This is a genomic window from Shewanella algidipiscicola (genome assembly GCF_003605125.1).
In the GTDB taxonomy this organism is placed as follows: domain Bacteria; phylum Pseudomonadota; class Gammaproteobacteria; order Enterobacterales; family Shewanellaceae; genus Shewanella; species Shewanella algidipiscicola.
Genome location: NZ_QPQT01000008.1, coordinates 134,267 through 149,282 on the forward strand (window position 1 = coordinate 134,267; position 15,016 = coordinate 149,282).

Annotated in this window: 12 protein-coding genes; 2 read left to right on the plus strand and 10 right to left on the minus strand. The window is 47.6% G+C overall.

The features are described from left to right. Positions 1-8: 8 nt before the first annotated feature. On the minus strand, positions 9-638 hold the full coding sequence (gene rlmE, locus DVO77_RS10540) for a 23S rRNA (uridine(2552)-2'-O)-methyltransferase RlmE (RefSeq protein WP_110458245.1): 630 nt from the start codon (positions 636-638) through the stop codon (positions 9-11). Positions 639-729: 91 nt separating this feature from the next. Here rlmE and yhbY point away from each other — a divergent pair, with 91 nt between their 5' ends. Further along, positions 730-1,029 (plus strand): ribosome assembly RNA-binding protein YhbY, encoded by a 300-nt coding sequence (yhbY, locus tag DVO77_RS10545; RefSeq protein WP_110458246.1) that lies wholly within the window; start codon positions 730-732, stop codon positions 1,027-1,029. 62 nt (positions 1,030-1,091) lie between these two features. Here the strand turns inward: yhbY and greA are convergent, their stop codons facing one another. The 8 genes from greA to dnaK form a co-directional block, all read right to left on the minus strand. After that, positions 1,092-1,568 (minus strand): transcription elongation factor GreA, encoded by a 477-nt coding sequence (gene greA / locus DVO77_RS10550; RefSeq protein WP_110458247.1) that lies wholly within the window; start codon positions 1,566-1,568, stop codon positions 1,092-1,094. Between the two features lie 318 nt (positions 1,569-1,886). Further along, positions 1,887-5,108 (minus strand): carbamoyl-phosphate synthase large subunit, encoded by a 3,222-nt coding sequence (gene carB, locus DVO77_RS10555; protein WP_119978323.1) that lies wholly within the window; start codon positions 5,106-5,108, stop codon positions 1,887-1,889. A 20-nt stretch (positions 5,109-5,128) separates the two neighbouring features. Next, positions 5,129-6,301, minus strand: coding sequence for a glutamine-hydrolyzing carbamoyl-phosphate synthase small subunit (gene carA / locus DVO77_RS10560; protein WP_119978324.1), 1,173 nt, complete (start codon positions 6,299-6,301; stop codon positions 5,129-5,131). Positions 6,302-6,462: 161 nt separating this feature from the next. Continuing rightward, on the minus strand, positions 6,463-7,278 hold the full coding sequence (gene dapB / locus DVO77_RS10565; protein WP_119978325.1) for a 4-hydroxy-tetrahydrodipicolinate reductase: 816 nt from the start codon (positions 7,276-7,278) through the stop codon (positions 6,463-6,465). A gap of 121 nt (positions 7,279-7,399) precedes the next feature. Then, positions 7,400-8,017 (minus strand): BamJ family beta-barrel-assembly machinery protein, encoded by a 618-nt coding sequence (gene bamJ, locus DVO77_RS10570; RefSeq protein WP_110458251.1) that lies wholly within the window; start codon positions 8,015-8,017, stop codon positions 7,400-7,402. Positions 8,018-8,098: 81 nt separating this feature from the next. Beyond that, positions 8,099-8,890: a M48 family metallopeptidase gene (locus DVO77_RS10575; RefSeq protein ID WP_373317373.1), complete on the minus strand. Its 792-nt coding sequence runs from the start codon at positions 8,888-8,890 to the stop codon at positions 8,099-8,101. Between the two features lie 258 nt (positions 8,891-9,148). Then, positions 9,149-10,279, minus strand: a complete 1,131-nt coding sequence (gene dnaJ / locus DVO77_RS10580; protein WP_110458253.1) for a molecular chaperone DnaJ — start codon at positions 10,277-10,279, stop codon at positions 9,149-9,151. 89 nt (positions 10,280-10,368) lie between these two features. Further along, a complete protein-coding gene (dnaK, locus tag DVO77_RS10585) occupies positions 10,369-12,282 on the minus strand; it encodes a molecular chaperone DnaK (RefSeq protein ID WP_119978327.1) in 1,914 nt (637 codons plus the stop codon). A 299-nt stretch (positions 12,283-12,581) separates the two neighbouring features. Between dnaK and DVO77_RS10590 the strand changes: the two genes are divergently transcribed. Continuing rightward, a complete protein-coding gene (locus tag DVO77_RS10590) occupies positions 12,582-13,502 on the plus strand; it encodes a DMT family transporter (RefSeq protein WP_110458255.1) in 921 nt (306 codons plus the stop codon). A gap of 213 nt (positions 13,503-13,715) precedes the next feature. Here DVO77_RS10590 and DVO77_RS10595 read toward each other — a convergent pair whose 3' ends face one another. Beyond that, entirely contained in the window at positions 13,716-14,990 is a 1,275-nt protein-coding gene (locus tag DVO77_RS10595; protein ID WP_119978328.1) for a glutamate-5-semialdehyde dehydrogenase, read from the minus strand. Positions 14,991-15,016: the final 26 nt, after the last annotated feature.

A 15,016-nucleotide genomic window follows, 5' to 3' on the forward strand; every position in this document is an offset into this window, starting at 1 on the left:
TTAGGTTACTACAACTTGTATCCTGTCGCCACAAGATAGACTTCACGCGAACGCGGTCGCGAAGAGTCTGGCTTACGTGTTTTAACGGTTGTAAATGCTTCTTTAACCGTTTTCATATAATCGTCAAAGCCCTCCCCCTGAAAGACTTTGACCGCGAAACTGCCATTTGGTGCCAACACTTGATGACACATATCTAATGCAAGTTCGACCAAATACATGGCCCGCGGCTGATCGACGCCGCCTGTACCACTCATATTGGGCGCCATATCAGATAGCACGACATCAACTTTAGCATCACCGACACGTTCAAGTAAGGCCTCGAGCACTTTATCTTCTCGAAAGTCTCCTTGTAAAAAATCGACCCCAACGATAGGGTCCATAGGTAAAATGTCACAGGCGATGACTTTACCCTTATCACCAGCCAGTTTAACCGCGATTTGCGACCAACCTCCTGGTGCAGCTCCTAAATCAACCACAGTCATTCCTGGGCGGATTAATTTATCTTTCTGCTGAATTTCTTCAAGTTTAAACGCGGCACGCGAACGTAAGCCCCGTTTTTGCGATAATTTAACATAGTGATCATCGAAATGTTCCTGCATCCAGCGAGAGGAACTTGCTGTTCGTTTTTTACCTGACATTTAAAATCCGTAACAAATATGAGTTACACAAAGGCTATATGAGGGTAGAATAGCGTTTTTTCAACAGTAACTCAGCATAAAGTTGGTAGAAATGAACTTAACAACCAAACAAAAACAGCACTTAAAAGGCTTAGCACATAACTTAAAGCCTGTTGTACAGCTTGGTTCCAATGGTCTGACTGAAGGTGTACTGGCTGAAATTGATAATGCACTCTCTCATCATGAATTAATCAAAGTGAAAGTAGCCTCTGGAGACAGAGAGCTAAAAAATGCAGTCGTTGACGCCATCGTACGCGAAACACAAGCTGAAAAAGTTCAGCTTATCGGTCACGTATTGGTCCTTTTCCGTCAATCTCCAGAAATGAAGATTGCCATTCCTAGAGCAAAGTAAATTCATTTTGCTTAATAAAAAAGCCGCTATTAATTAGCGGCTTTTTTGTATCACCTTGTCGACTAGATATATTCAACTTTGATGATTTCAAAATCACTAGTGCCACCCGGCGTGGTGATTGAGATTTCATCATTGACGTTTTTACCTATCAAACCACGGGCGATAGGTGAACTAACCGACAACAAATTTTGTTTAATGTTGGCTTCATCTTCACCCACAATGCGATAGGTGAACTCTTCTTCGGTATCGATATTTAAGATAGTCACTGTCGTCCCAAAAATCACTCGACCAGTATTTTCCATCTTAGTCACATCGATGATCTGTGCATTAGACAGTTTACCTTCGATGTCACGTACACGCGCTTCACACAAACCTTGCTCTTCGCGGGCCGCATGGTATTCAGCATTTTCTTTCAAATCACCCAGCTCTCTGGCAATGCCGATCGCTTCAGCAATCTTAGGACGCTTATCAAACTTTAAAAAATCTAACTCTTTACGTAGTTGTTCAGCGCCAACTACAGTCATCGGAACCTTATTCATAGGAACGATCGTCTCCTTAAAAACAAAAGCATCCTAGCCAGCCTGACCCAAGTTTAGGCCACTGACTAAGCAAAATAACGCATGGAATACCCCTATTCTATACCGTGATGCCACTAGATGCTATTGAATCACGCTCAGTTAGTCGTAAGCCCATAAGAACGGTGTTTTTTACTCCGCCTAGCTGAACATATAGCAGGGGCTGCACAGCGTGAATGTAGGCAAACTATGACGAAACAGCAAGAGCCACAAGGGTCATCATTGTAAAATAACCCCATGAAAAAGGCCGCTATCGCGGCCTTTTCTTAGCTCAATAACGCCTTAACCAGTAATACGCTGGTGCAACTCTTGCACCGACGTCACATTGGTACGGTCATCTGCAGCGTGCGCCATGCACGTGGCAAAAGCCGCGTTCAATGTCGTGGTGTAGTTAACCTTATAACGCAATGCACCGCGGCGAAGTTGACGTGAGTCTTCAATCGCTTGGCGACCTTCGGTGGTGTTCACTATGTAGGTGTATTCATCGTTCTTAATGCGATCAAGAATATGAGGACGACCTTCGTGTACCTTGTTAACTAAGCGAGGGTTGATCCCTGCCTCGCCCAGCACCACAGCAGTACCGTGAGTGGCATCAATTTCATAGCCAAGTTCAATCAATTTAGCCGCTAAATCGGCAACACGATTCTTGTCGCTGTTACGCACAGATAATAACGCACGACCAGACTTAGGCACTTCCGATGTCGCACCAAGCTGTGCTTTAGCGTAAGCTTCGGCAAACGTATCACCCACGCCCATCACTTCACCTGTTGAGCGCATTTCTGGGCCAAGCAGAGGATCGACACCGGGGAATTTATTGAACGGCAATACCACTTCTTTCACTGAGTAGAAAGGCGGAATCACTTCTTGAGTAAAGCCTTGCGATGTTAGTGATTGGCCCGCCATCACGCGCGCGGCAATCTTAGCTAACGGCACACCCGTCGCCTTAGAGACGAATGGCACGGTACGTGCTGCGCGAGGGTTAACCTCAATCATGTAGATGTTGTTATCTTGCACCGCAAACTGCACATTCATCAGGCCGACCACACCCAGCTCCATTGCTAGCTTGCCAACCTGCTCGCGCATTTCAGCTTGAATCGCTTGGCTTAGGGTGTATGGTGGCAGTGAACAACCCGAGTCACCAGAGTGAACTCCCGCTTGCTCGATATGCTCCATAATCGCACCAACCACCACGATTTCACCGTCGCAAATAGCGTCGATATCCACTTCAATCGCGTTGTCAAGGAAACGGTCTAGCAGCACAGGCGAGGCATTAGACACGCTAACCGCTTCATTAAAGTAGCGACGCAAATCCTGCTCGTCATAAACAATTTCCATTGCGCGCCCACCCAGTACATAGGATGGACGTACCACGAGCGGATAGCCGATACGCTCGGCGGAAATCACCGCGCCTTCAACCGTGGTTACGGTATCATTTTCAGGCTGTTTCATCTCAAGGCGTTCAATCGCTTGCTGGAAACGTTCGCGGTCTTCGGCTCTGTCGATGGCATCAGGGCTGGTACCAATAATAGGAACCCCAGCGGCTTCTAAATCACGAGCCAACTTAAGTGGCGTTTGGCCACCATACTGGACAATCACCCCTTTGGGCTTTTCGATACGCACTATTTCAAGCACATCTTCAAGGGTTATCGATTCGAAATACAGCCTGTCAGAGGTGTCATAATCGGTTGATACTGTCTCTGGGTTACAGTTGACCATAATGGTTTCATAACCGTCTTCACGCAGTGCTAATGCGGCGTGAACACAACAGTAATCAAACTCAATCCCTTGACCAATACGGTTTGGCCCACCACCAATCACCATGATTTTTTCACGATCTGATGGGTTAGCCTCGCACTCTTCCTCGTAGGTAGAGTACATGTAGGCCGTATCGGTTGAGAACTCTGCGGCACAAGTATCGACGCGCTTGTACACGGGATAGATCTCATGGCGATAGCGCAATTTACGCATCTCGGCTTCACTGACACCTAACAGCACGGCAAGGCGAGAATCGGCAAACCCTTTACGCTTGAGCTTGTATAAGAAATCCTTATCCATGCCCGACATACCGAGTTCTTTGACTTGCATCTCTAGCGTCAGTAGCTCTTCAATTTGAATAAGGAACCAAGGATCGATATTGGTCAGCTTAAAAATTTCTTCTAAGCTCAATCCCGCGCGAAATGCATCGCCAATATACCAAATACGGTCTGCACCAGGCTCTTTTAACTCATGTCGAATACGAGACAAGGCATCCTTATCTTGAATATCGATGATAGTGTCTAGACCATTAACGCCCACTTCTAATCCACGCAGCGCTTTTTGCAGCGACTCTTGGAAAGTACGGCCAATCGCCATCACTTCACCCACGGACTTCATCTGGGTAGTTAAACGGTCATTGGCACCGGCAAATTTTTCGAAGTTAAAACGCGGCACTTTAGTGACAACGTAATCGATTGCAGGCTCAAATGAGGCTGGAGTCGCGCCACCAGTAATGTCGTTGCTTAGTTCATCTAGGGTAAAACCAACGGCAAGTTTTGCGGCGATTTTAGCAATGGGGAAACCTGTGGCTTTAGATGCCAATGCCGATGAGCGAGACACCCGAGGGTTCATCTCGATGATCACCATACGGCCATCTTTAGGGTTGATACCAAACTGCACATTTGAGCCACCGGTTTCAACGCCAATTTCACGCAGTACCGCAAGTGATGCATTACGCATCAACTGATACTCTTTATCCGTTAACGTTTGCGCCGGAGCCACTGTAATAGAGTCCCCCGTATGCACGCCCATCGGATCGAAGTTTTCGATTGAACACACGATAATACAGTTATCGTTGCGGTCACGAACCACTTCCATTTCATATTCTTTCCAGCCAATTAACGACTCATCGATAAGCAATTCATTGGTTGGTGAAAGGTCTAGTCCTTGCGAACAGATCTCTTCGAACTCTTCCTTGTTATAGGCGATACCGCCGCCGCTGCCACCCATGGTAAATGAGGGACGAATAATACAAGGGAAACCGACCTCATCGAGCACGCCATAAGCGTCCTCCATGCTACGGGCGATACCGGCACGCGGACATTCAAGACCGATAGCCTTCATTGCCTCATCGAAGCGGCTGCGATCTTCCGCTTTGTCGATAGCATCGGCTGTCGCGCCAATCATCTCGACATTAAATTCACTCAATACACCTTCGCTTTCTAGGCGCAGTGCACAGTTAAGTGCGGTTTGACCACCCATGGTAGGCAAAATGGCGTCTGGACGCTCTTTGGCAATAATATTGCGCACCACTTCCCACTGAATCGGCTCGATATAGGTCGCATCGGCCATTTCAGGGTCGGTCATGATAGTGGCAGGATTCGAGTTAACCAAAATAACTCGGTAACCCTCTTCACGAAGTGCTTTACAGGCCTGAGCGCCCGAGTAATCGAACTCACACGCTTGCCCAATCACAATCGGGCCGGCACCTAAGATTAGAATACTTTTTATATCTGTACGTTTTGGCATTACTGAAACCTTCTCCCGGACTACTTAGCGTGGTGACGATATTGTTCAATCAACTCAATAAAGTGATCAAACAAGGGGGCCGCATCATGTGGACCTGGACTCGCTTCAGGGTGCCCCTGAAAGCTAAAGGCAGGCTTATCGGTAAGATGGATACCTTGCAACGAACCATCAAATAACGACTTATGCGTCACTCTGATATTATCGGGTAGGCTCGCTTCATCAGCAGCAAAGCCGTGGTTTTGGCTGGTGATCATCACGTTGCCGAGTTCGATGTTGCTCACGGGATGGTTAGCACCATGGTGACCAAACTTCATCTTTAAGGTTTTAGCACCGGATGCTAGCGCCAGTAATTGATGCCCTAAACAGATACCAAATACAGGAACGTCGGTTTTTAAGATATCTTGAATCGCGCTAATGGCGTAATCGCATGGCTCTGGATCCCCTGGGCCATTGGATAAAAACACCCCATCAGGATTCATCGCTAACACTTCGCTAGCAGGCGTTTGGGCGGGAACCACAGTCACATCACAACCGCGGTCGACTAACATACGTAAAATATTGCGCTTCACACCATAGTCATAAGCAACGACTTTAAATTTTAGTTCTGCTTCTGGTGTGTCATCCGGCAGACCGCCGACCAGCCGCCAACTGCCACTGCGCCACTGATATTGCGTGTCAGTGGTCACTTCTTTGGCTAAATCCATGCCTTTTAATCCGGGAAAGGCTTTAGCGGCAGCTAGGGCTTTGGCTTCATCCATATCACCGACAACGATAGCGCCAGCCTGCGCGCCTTTTTCCCTTAAAATACGCGTCAGTTTACGCGTATCAATATCAGCTATGCCGACAACATTATTGGCTTTAAGATAATCACTGAGGGATTGCTGATTTCTGAAGTTACTGGCCATTAGTGGTAAATCTCTAATGACTAATCCGCATGCATGCACAGCATCTGATTCGGTATCCTCACTATTGGTTCCTGTGTTACCAATGTGTGGGTAGGTTAAAGTTACAATTTGACGAGAATAGGATGGATCAGTAAGAATCTCTTGGTAACCAGTCATTGAAGTGTTAAAAACGACTTCTCCAACTGCCAGTCCATCAGCACCAATTGCAGTGCCAGAGAATACGGTTCCATCTTCGAGTACGAGTAAGGCAGACTTTGTCAACGCGACCTCCGAAAAGAGCCAAGCCATTGTATAATAGGGTTTTATCTTGCTTTTAAAATACCAATTTCCGCTGAAATACGAAATTTTGACAAATTCCGTCAATTCTATAGGTCAAGTAGCAACTCGTCTATAGGTAGCTGGTAGTTTATTTCAAAAAAAAACGCCATATGGGCGTTTTTTATTAAATACTAATCTTTCAGGCCTAACACCTGTTGCATGTCATAAAGACCCGGATCTTGATCGCCAAGCCAAAATGCGGCGCGCATAGCACCATTGGCAAAGGTCATTCTACTGGATGCTTTATGGGTGATCTCCAAACACTCACCGATGTCGGCAAACATCGCCGTGTGCTCACCGACTAAATCGCCAGCACGGATCGTTGAGAAACCTATGGTCTCGCGCGAACGCTCTTCCATTATGCCCTCTCGGCCATAAACGGCACATTTTTCAAGATCGCGGCCTAGCACATCAGCAATCACCTCGCCCATCTTAAGCGCTGTACCAGAAGGCGCATCCTTCTTGTATCTGTGATGACCTTCGATGATCTCGATATCGGTATAGTCGCCCATCACCTCGGCGGCTAATTCCAACAAACGCCACATCAGATTCACCCCAACAGACATATTGGGCGCCATCACGATAGGCGTGGTTTCGCCATATGCAGCAATCAGCTCTTTTTGAGCATGGTTAAAGCCTGTGGTACCGATAACGATACCCTTACCATTGCGTGCACACCAATCGGTATGTACCACGCTGGCTTCAGGAGAAGTGAAGTCGATCAAAATATCAAAGTCATCGACAGCTTGATCAAGCGAATCGGTGATCGCCACATTCATCGCCCCGACACCAGCAAGCTCACCCGCATCGACACCTATCAGTGTCGAGCCAGCACGCTCAATCGCAGCACCTAAAAAGATATTGCTACTCAGTTTGGCCGATTCAATAAGAGTTCGACCCATTCGGCCGCTGCCACCAGTAATAGCGACTCTTACTTGCTCTGTCATCTACTTCTCCCTTCGATCTATATTGCGCTGTTTTACGGTTTATTATTATGTCCAATAGACCACAAAACTCGCTTTAAATACAATACAAAAAAAAGCCTAAGCAATCGCTTAGGCTTTTTTATTAAAGTATATCGAGCAACTCAACTTCAAACACTAACGCCGAGTATGGCGGGATTGATGCACCAGCACCACGCTCGCCGTAAGCTAGGTGATGCGGAACATACAGCTTCCACTTAGACCCAACAGGCATAAGTTGTAGTGCTTCGGTCCAACCGGCAATCACGCCAGACACTGGGAACTCGGCAGGTTGATCACGTAATACTGAGCTGTCAAATACGTCACCACCGATAAAAGTACCATGGTAGTGAGTACGAACAGTAGAATCATAAGCAGGCTTATCACCATTACCTTCGGTAATGATCTCATACTGCAGACCAGACTCTAGGGTCACGACACCTTCACGTTGTTGGTTTTGCGCAAGGAAAGTATCACCTTCAGCAGACGCAGCTGCTGCTGCAGCTTCTTGTACCTTCTGAATACGCTGACTAATTTCAGTGAAGGCAGTTTGAAGATCTTGCATAGAAACCGCACTCTCTTTACCGTCAAACGCATCAGATAGACCAACTTGTACAGCTGAAATATCAATACCTTCAAAAGAGTTTGCCGCTAATTGCTCGCCTAGTTGGCGACCGACACCGTAGCTGGCATGCTGTTCAATTGTGGTGAACTTGTCAGACATAATGATAATACTCTCATTTATTCAATTAATTTCGCGGCGGATCCTACCATACTATGCAACAAAAAACTCGCGAATAGCCAATTAGTCACAGCTATTTTTTACCTTAGCTTGGCTTGCCTGATATAAGGGCATCACCTTAGGTTGCATCTGCTGTAAATCGGCAATACGACGTCCGTGGGACGGGTGTGTCGAGAGCAACTCGGGGCCTTGGCTGCCCCCCGCCTTGGCCATATTTTGCCACAGTTTAATGCTTTGACTGGGGTCGAACCCCGCCCGAGCCATTAACTCAACGCCCATAATATCGGCCTCACTTTCTTGCTCTCGACCATAGGGCAGTACAAAGCCCACTTGGGCACCCAAACCCAGCGCCGCCATATAAAGGTCGCGATTGCTCACCCCGCTGACATCCAGTGCCGCATTCGCCAGTTGCATGCCAACCCCTGTCATCTGCGCCCGAGAGACTTGCTCATTACTGTGATTGGCTAGCACATGTGCCACCTCATGCCCAATAACGGTTGCAAGCTGATCTTGATTCGTCGCCACTTTGAGCAAGCCGGTATACACCCCAATATGGCCACCAGGCAATGCAAAGGCGTTTATCTGCTCAGACTCAAATAGCACCACCTCCCATTTGGGTTGTCCGACAGGCAATACCGCGGTAATGCGAGAGGCGACGCAGCGAACATAGGCGATACGTTGCTTATCTTTACTTAAGGCTTGTTGCTGTTTCATCTGCTCAAATGATTCGGCACCCATTTGATCCATCTGCTGCGCCGAAAACAGCAAGGTTTGCGATCGCCCTGTGGGCGACTGATTTGTCGCGCAGCCGGCTAATATGACTAGTATTACCACTGTTATCATCTGTTTCATCATCAATTCCTTTAGGGGCCACCAGCCAGCAACTATGCCACAAAATGCAACGGATACTCTATCATCATAATACTCGCCCTAATCACAACAATCTTTCGTCATAATAGTGCCTCGATATCATGGCTAAAGGAGCTAGAGGCTACGGGCTTAATCGTTTGTGATAATGTCGAGTAAAGTTGAGCCGTTGCAGCATATATTAGCGAGAGTAGGCCATAAAAAAACCTCGCATTGCGAGGTTTTTTTAGATGTTAACGCTTAGCATTAACTATTTAAGTCTTGAAAGAACTTTTTCACACCATCGAAAAAGCCTTCAGCTTTAGGGCTGTGCTTTTTTGCCGACCCCGTCAGTGTTTTGTCAAAATCACGCAGTAACTCTTTTTGCTTTTCGCTTAAGTTGACTGGTGTTTCCATCACAACTTTACACAGTAGGTCACCCACTGCATGGCTGCGAACCGACTTCACCCCTTTGCCGCGTAAACGGAACATACGTCCTGTTTGTGTCTCGGCTGGGATCTTAAGGCTCACCTTACCATCAAGGGTGGGCACTTCAATCTCACCGCCCAGGGCTGCTGTGCTAAATGAGATAGGCACTTCACAGTACAGGTTGTTGCCATCACGCACGAAAATAGCATGTTCTCGCACCGTGACTTGAACATATAAGTCACCTGCTGGTGCGCCAAACTCGCCCGCTTCACCTTCGCCAGAGAGACGAATGCGATCGCCAGTATCCACCCCAGCTGGGATTTTAACTGACAGGGTTTTACTCTTCTCGACGCGACCTTCGCCATGACACTTGTTGCAAGGATCTTTAATGATCTTGCCACGACCATGACATGTCGGACAGGCTTGCTGTACGGCAAAGAAACCTTGGCGCATCTGCACTTGGCCTTGGCCATGACAGGTGCCACATGTGGTTGGCGATGAGCCTCTTTTCGCGCCACTACCATCACACGCATCACATGCTGCAAGGGTAGGAATGCGTAGTTCTTTGGTTAAGCCCCTGACCGCTTCTTCAAGGGACAGTTCGAGGTTGTAACGTAAGTCACTACCGCGCGCTGCTTGACGCTGACCACCACGACGGCCACCACCAAAGATATCGCCAAACACATCGCCGAACACATCACCGAAATCGGCACCGCCGCCGAATCCGCCGCCACCACGATTAGGATCGACGCCCGCATGACCAAACTGATCATAGGCGGCTTTCTTATCGCTGTCGGTTAGGATTTCGTAGGCTTCTTTTACCTCTTTAAAGCGGGTTTCAGCCTCTTTGTCACCCGGATTACGATCTGGGTGAAACTTCATGGCTAGCCGCTTATAAGCCTTTTTAATCTCTCGTTCGCTGGCGTCACGACCCACGCCTAATACTTCGTAATAATCTCGCTTTGACATAGTCTTATACTTTCTGCGCTAGAGTTGTACGAACGGGCGTTAGAGTTTCCCCATAACGCCCGCTGAAAATAATTTAGGCTAAGCCTGAATTATTTTTTGTCGTCTTTAACTTCTTCGAACTCAGCATCGACAACATCATCAGCAGACGAATCAGTTGATTTTTCAGCTTGTTCGCCTTGGCTTGCTTGCGCCTTAGCTTGAGCAATTTCCATCAACTTAGCAGATGCTTCCATCAGTGCTTGAGTCGCTTTCTCGATAGCTTCTTTGTCGTTACCTTTACTGGCGGCATCAACATCGGCCATCGCAGCTTCAATTTTCTCTTTGTCTTCACTTGGTAGCGCATCACCTGCTTCTTCGATCTGCTTCTTGGTCGCATGTACCATGCCATCGGCTTGGTTACGGGCGGTTACAAGCGCTTCGAATTTAGCATCTTCGTCTGCGTGTGCTTCAGCATCACGAACCATAGCTTCAACTTCTTCTTCACTTAGACCAGAAGAGGCTTTAATGGTGATAGCCTGTGCTTTACCTGTCTTCTTGTCAGTCGCAGACACATGCAAGATACCATCAGCATCGATATCGAACGCCACTTCAATTTGTGGCATACCGCGTGGTGCAGGCTCGATACCTTCTAGGTTAAATTGACCTAGAGACTTGTTGGCACTTGACTGCTTACGCTCACCTTGAAGTACGTGAATCGTCACCGCACTTTGGTTGTCATCTGCTGTAGAGAAGGTTTGACTCGCCTTAGTTGGGATAGTCGTGTTCTTCTCAATTAGCTTAGTCATTACACTACCCATGGTTTCGATACCAAGAGAAAGTGGTGTAACGTCTAGCAATAGTACGTCTTTTACGTCACCAGAAAGTACACCAGCTTGAACTGCTGCACCGATAGCTACCGCTTCGTCTGGGTTAACGTCTTGGCGGATCTCTTTACCAAAGAAGGCAGAAACTTCTGCGCGTACTTTAGGCATACGAGTCTGACCACCAACCAAAATCACTTCGTTTACATCCGATACTGATAGATCAGCATCAGCCAAAGCCACTTTTAGAGGCTCAAGTGTACGAGCGATCAAATCTTCAACCAATGACTCAAGTTTAGCGCGAGTAACCTTAACCACTAAGTGCTTAGGACCTGTCGCATCTGCCGTAATGTAAGGCAAGTTAACTTCAGTCTGTGTGGTGCTAGAAAGTTCAATCTTCGCTTTTTCAGCAGCTTCTTTTAGACGCTGCATTGCTAGCGGATCGTTACGTAGATCGATTGACTGCTCTTTCTTGAACTCATCAGCTAGGTAGTTGATTAGACGGTTGTCAAAATCTTCACCACCTAAGTGAGTGTCACCGTTTGTGGCCAGTACTTCGAATGTTTGCTCGCCATCTACGCTGTCGATTTCGATGATAGAGATATCGAATGTACCACCACCTAAGTCGTACACAGCAACAACGTTATCGCCTTGCTTCTTATCGATACCGTAAGCCAATGCCGCAGCAGTTGGTTCGTTAATAATACGTTTAACTTCAAGACCCGCGATGCGACCAGCATCTTTAGTCGCTTGACGCTGTGAGTCGTTAAAGTATGCTGGAACGGTAATTACCGCTTCTGTTACTGGCTCACCTAAAAAGTCTTCGGCAGTCTTCTTCATCTTTTTCAGAATTTCTGCAGACACTTGTGGTGGCGCCATTTTCTTACCGTGCGCTTCAACCCATGCATCACCGTTGTCAGCACCGATGATCTTAAATGGCATGATGTCTACATCGCGCTGTACTTCGTCATCTTTAAAACGACGACCAATAAGACGCTTAATCGCAAAGAAGGTGTTCTTTGGGTTTGTTACCGCTTGGCGCTTAGCTGGCTGACCCACTAATACTTCTTCACCTGTGTAAGCGATGATTGAGGGAGTCGTGCGATCGCCCTCTGCGTTTTCAATTACGCGAGCCTTGCCACCATCTAATACTGCAACACAAGAGTTGGTTGTACCTAAATCGATACCAATAATTTTACCCATGGAGTCCTCCAATAAAAACTTTTAACGAATGCTAAATTTGTCATCTGATTCAGATATGGGGATAGGCGTCGTGATTTTCAAGCCTTACTATCCAAACCAATATCTTTCCTTAACACCCTATATTGGGCCACCAGAGATGATTACAAGGGTTAAAAATATAAAAATTAACTTAATTGAACATTTTTTTGGCTGAAAGCCAGTTCACCCGCCATTTGATGGGTATAATGTAAACAATTAACCACCCTCGACAGCCTACGATAATCCTACCGTGAGCTATTTTCAGTTAGTGAGATAAATCAGTGAAATCATCGAGCCAAGCCTATTTGTATGCCATAGGGGCCGTACTATTATGGTCGACCGTCGCCACCGCATTTAAATTAGCCTTAAGCCACTTTACGCCGTTGCAATTGGTGTTTATTGCCGTCTCCAGCTCCATTGTGGCACTGACGATTATCTTATTAATTATGGGCAAGCTTCACCTAATTCAACGCCAATGGATGAGCCGCCCTTGGTTTTATCTACAAAGTGGGCTGCTCAATCCGTTTCTCTATTATTTAGTGCTGTTTAAGGCCTATGATCTGTTACCGGCGCAGCAAGCGCTGTCGCTCAATTACACTTGGGCCATTTTGCTACCGCTATTATCTGTGCCACTGCTCAAACAAAAGCTACGCAAAAGCGATCTCACCGCGGCGCTTATCGCCTATCTTGGGGTGTTCATCATCGCAACAGACGGCCATATTACCGATATCCACTTTGATAGCGCAGCTGGGGTCATGCTCGCATTGACCAGCACAGTACTCTGGTGCCTTTATTGGATAATCAACACCAAAGACAGTGGCGACCCAGTGGTTAGCCTGCTACTCAGCTTCTTAATGGGCTTGCCCTTTATTGTCGTCACTCTGCTACTGACAGAATCGCTGCCCACCTGGAACACCAACGCCTTTGGCGCTGCGGTTTATGTGGGATTATTTGAGATGGGGGTCACTTTTGTGCTGTGGTTAGTGGCTCTGAAAAAAGCCGATCGCACTGCCAGCATGAGCACACTAGTGTTTATCACACCAGTATTATCTGTAGGCTTTATCGCTTGGATATTACAAGAAACCATAACCCGCTCGACCTTCATCGGCCTTGGATTAATTTTATCGGCATTGGCACTGCAGCAACTGCTACCACAGCTAAAACGCCGCCCGCCCAAGGCGCCCGTTTCACCTGGGTTATAACAGGCGCTTCCCCCGTCGAAGCTATCTATTAGCCATTTAAATCAGCTTGTTAAGCTTGATTTAAGTGCTTGTACTAAGCTCCCATCAGCAAAGCGTCGAAACATAAAAAAAGAGAAAGCAATTTAGGGTAACTGCTTTCTCTTTAAGCTGCGTTAATTTTACAGGCTTTGACTTTGTAGTGGTCAACGGCACTTAGGTCAACGGTCAACGCCATTAGCGACGGGCGGTATACTCTCCAACCCCAATCCACTTATACGTGGTTAAGGCTTCAAGCCCCATAGGGCCACGCGCATGCAATTTCTGCGTCGACACCGCCACCTCGGCGCCAAGGCCAAATTGGCCACCATCGGTAAAGCGCGTACTCGCATTCACGTATACCGCTGAGGCGTCGACCTGATTAACAAAGTAGGCCGCAGCGTGGATATTGTCAGTTAATATTCCCTCCGAGTGGCCACTAGAATATTGACGAATATGGGCAATGGCGGCGTCAATATCATCGACCACCTTAATACCTAATGTGAGTGCCAACCACTCCTGAGCATAGCTCTCCTCAGTGGCATCATGTATATCAACCGCAAAGCCATCAGCCAAGGCTTTGGCCTGTGGACAGGCATAAAAGCTCACGCCTAAGTCAGCCAATTGACGATACAATTTAGGCAGTAACTGGGCGGCAATGTCTCGATGCACTAACGCGGTATCCAGTGCATTACACACAGTTGGACGCTGCACCTTGGCGTTGGCAATCACCGCTATCGCTTTATCGATGTCGACCTCTTTATCGGCATACAGATGGCAAATGCCGATCCCGCCCAATATCACCGGGATAGTCGCTTGCTCGGCGCATAAGCGCTGCAGATGTTGGCCGCCACGGGGCACTATCATGTCGATGTAACGGTCGAGCTTTAATAGCCCTGTCACTAAGGCGCGATCGGCACTTTGGATCAACTGCACCGCATCGGCAGGTAAACCTTGCGCGGTTATGGCCTCACGAATCGCATCACTGAGCGCCACATTCGACTGCAAGGTTTCCTTGCCACCGCGTAAAATGACCGCATTGCCTGTCTTGAGGGCCAGCACCGCAATATCGACGGTGACATTTGGCCGCGCCTCGTAAATCACCCCAACGACCCCTAATGGCACACGGCGACGCGACAAACGCAGCCCGTTATCGAGCAACTGACTTTCTAACTCGGTCCCCACAGGATCGGCAAGGCGTATCACATTGTCGATATCGGCAATGACATTATTAAGCCGGGCCTTATCGAGCAGCAAACGATCGATCATCGCATCGCTCAGACCGCTTGCGCGCGCATTAACCACATCCTGCCGATTAGCCGCGAGAATGGTGTCACTATGGGCGGTCAATGTGGCGGCGATGGCGCTTAATAGCTGTTGTTTCTGCTCGCCACTGAGATTAGCCAGTGCATAGCTTGCCTGTTTTGCTTGCTGACCCAGTGCCTGCAAATAGGCTTGATGATGTTCGAACACACCCTTACTCCTCAAGTTATCTCAGC

Bases quoted from the DNA above. Each gene is read 5' to 3' on its own strand.
- greA (WP_110458247.1), bottom strand. From the start codon at position 1,568: ATGAATAAGGTTCCGATGACTGTAGTTGGCGCTGAACAACTACGTAAA.
- dapB (WP_119978325.1), bottom strand. From the start codon at position 7,278: ATGACAGAGCAAGTAAGAGTCGCTATTACTGGTGGCAGCGGCCGAATG.
- DVO77_RS10575 (WP_373317373.1), bottom strand. From the start codon at position 8,890: ATGATGAAACAGATGATAACAGTGGTAATACTAGTCATATTAGCCGGC.
- carB (WP_119978323.1), bottom strand. From the start codon at position 5,108: ATGCCAAAACGTACAGATATAAAAAGTATTCTAATCTTAGGTGCCGGC.
- carA (WP_119978324.1), bottom strand. From the start codon at position 6,301: ATGGCTTGGCTCTTTTCGGAGGTCGCGTTGACAAAGTCTGCCTTACTC.
- yhbY (WP_110458246.1), top strand. From the start codon at position 730: ATGAACTTAACAACCAAACAAAAACAGCACTTAAAAGGCTTAGCACAT.
- dnaJ (WP_110458253.1), bottom strand. From the start codon at position 10,279: ATGTCAAAGCGAGATTATTACGAAGTATTAGGCGTGGGTCGTGACGCC.
- rlmE (WP_110458245.1), bottom strand. From the start codon at position 638: ATGTCAGGTAAAAAACGAACAGCAAGTTCCTCTCGCTGGATGCAGGAA.
- bamJ (WP_110458251.1), bottom strand. From the start codon at position 8,017: ATGTCTGACAAGTTCACCACAATTGAACAGCATGCCAGCTACGGTGTC.
- dnaK (WP_119978327.1), bottom strand. From the start codon at position 12,282: ATGGGTAAAATTATTGGTATCGATTTAGGTACAACCAACTCTTGTGTT.